The organism is Mycobacterium sp. SMC-21 (assembly GCF_045310825.1).
GTDB lineage: Bacteria > Actinomycetota > Actinomycetes > Mycobacteriales > Mycobacteriaceae > Mycobacterium.
Window position 1 is genome coordinate 1 of the sequence record NZ_JBJIAO010000085.1, and the last position, 2,381, is coordinate 2,381.

Here is a 2,381-nt window from a genome sequence, read left to right on the forward strand (position 1 = left end):
CGGCAATGGCAACCGGCAGGGTCACCGCCGCATCGCCGAACCTGATTGGACGACCGTGCACCGCGAGCTCAAGCGCAAGCACGTGACGCTGTCGATCCTGTGGGAGGAGTACATCGCCGCCGAACCCGACGGATACCGGTACTCGCGCTTCTGTGAGCTTTACCGCGCCTGGGAGGGCCGCCTGTCGGTGACGATGCGCCAGGCGCACGCAGCCGGCGACAAGCTGTTCGTCGACTATGCCGGCGACGGCGTGCCGGTGGTGGTCGATCGTCTCACCGGTGAGCGCAGAATGGCGCAGATCTTCGTCGCCGTGCTCGGCGCCTCGAGCTTTACCTACGCGCAGGCGACGTGGACGCAGGGGCTCGCCGACTGGATCAGCGCTCATGTTGGCGCCTTCGCGGCGATCGGCGGCATACCGGCGCTGCTGGTGCCTGACAACACCAAGGTCGCGGTCATCAAGGCGAGCCTGTACGACCCGCAGATCAATCGGACCTATGCGGAGATGGCGGCGCATTACGGCACCGCCATATTGCCGGCCCGGCCGCGCAAGCCGCGCGACAAGGCCAAGGTCGAGCAAGCCGTCCTGATCGTCGAGCGCTGGCTGCTCGGCCGCCTGCGTCATCGCACCTTCTACAGCCTGGCCGAGGTCAATGCGGCGATCGGCGAGCTGCTCACCAGGCTCAACGAGGAGCGGCCGATCCGGCGGCTCGGCGTGACGCGCCGCCGGCTGCTTGAGGAGGTCGATCGGCCGGCGCTCAAGCCATTGCCGGCGAGCCCCTACGTACTCGCCGAATGGCGGATCCGCCGCGTCAGCCTCGATTACCACGTCGAGGTGGAGAAGCATTACTACAGCGTCCCGCATCGCTTTGTGCGCGCCGAGGTCGAGGTGCGGTTCACTGCCCGCACCGTAGAGATCTTCCACAAGGGCGAGCGGATCGCCGCGCATCAGCGCATGAGCGGTAATCACAAACACACCACCGTGCCGGAGCACATGGCCTCCAGCCATCGGCGCTACGCCGGCTGGACCATCGCGCGCATCCGACAGGACGCTGCCGCGATCGGGCCGGCGACCAGCGCTTTGTGCGACCTCATTCTCGACGAGCGCTCGCACCCCGAGCAAGGCTTCCGCGCCTGCCTCGGCATCCTCAGGCTCGCCGGCTCCTATGGGCGCGGACGGCTGGACGCCGCGGCTGCGCGGGCGATCGACATCGGCGCGCGCACCTACGGCTCGGTCAAATCGATCCTCGCCAACAATCTCGATCGGCGTCCCGCTCATCAGCGCTCCGCGGACGATGCGCCGATCCTGCATGCCAACATCCGCGGACCGCGCTACTACAACTAGGAGACCATCCCTTGCTCACCCATCCGACCCTCGACCGCCTCAACGCCCTCGGCCTCCACGGCATGGCCAATGCCTTCGTCGATCTCGAAGCAACCGGCGAGGCCGCAAGCCTCGGTCACGCCGAATGGCTCGCGCTGCTGCTCGAACGTGAAGCATCACTGCGCCACGATAAGCGGCTCGCCACCCGCCTGCGCTATGCGAAGCTGCGTCAGCAAGCGTGCGTCGAGGACATCGACTACCGCACCCCGCGCGGCCTCGACCGCCCGCTGTTCGCCAAGCTTGTCGAGGGCCGCTGGATCGATGACCATGCCAACCTGCTGATCTGCGGCCCGGCCGGCGTCGGCAAGAGCTGGCTCGCCTCGGCGCTCGGCCACAAGGCCTGCCGTGACAATCGCTCCGTGCTCTATCAACGTGTTCCGCGGCTGTTCGATGACCTCGCTCTCGCGCGCGGCGACGGTCGCCATCCGCGCCTATTGCGCGGGCTCGGCCGTGTCGATCTGCTGATCCTCGATGACTGGGGGCTCGAGCCGCTCGACGCTGGTGCCCGTCACGACCTCCTGGAAATCCTCGAAGATCGCTATGGTCATCGTTCCACCATCGTCACCAGCCAGCTCCCCGTGGACCAGTGGCATGTGCTCATTGGAGATCCTACCTATGCCGACGCCGTGCTCGATCGCCTCGTCCACAATGCCCATCGGCTCGACCTTACTGGCGAGAGCCTGCGCCGAACCCGGCAATCCGCCCGAAAGACCTGAGCCCGTGACGCTGTGGACATGCCGCTGCGCTTGGACAACGCCAAGGCGTTGCCCACATGCCCACAGCAAACGCAACAGAAACACAACAAGCTCAAGCCGCGATTCCAGTTGACCGTGCGGCTTGCCCAATGCCAGAGAACCTCAGCAGCTAGAACGCCTCGCCCCCGGGCGAGATCAAATCGGAGAGGTGGGCGACATCGTCTCGGAATCCCCGGGCGACTTCATATCGGTACACCCGGGCGACTTCGTCGGAATCCGCACATATTTTTATACATGTAATAATT

2 protein-coding genes are annotated in these 2,381 nt (G+C 65.8%); both read left to right on the forward strand.

The genetic code is table 11. From position 1 onward, the window contains the following. The coding region (istA, locus tag ACJH6H_RS29595; RefSeq protein ID WP_406776378.1) for an IS21 family transposase at positions 1–1,342 on the forward strand (1,342 nt) is incomplete at its 5' end. Positions 1,343–1,353: 11 nt separating this feature from the next. Further along, complete coding sequence (gene istB / locus ACJH6H_RS29600; protein ID WP_406776379.1) at positions 1,354–2,097, forward strand: IS21-like element helper ATPase IstB; 744 nt, start codon at positions 1,354–1,356, stop codon at positions 2,095–2,097. The last annotated feature ends 284 nt before the right edge of the window (positions 2,098–2,381 follow it).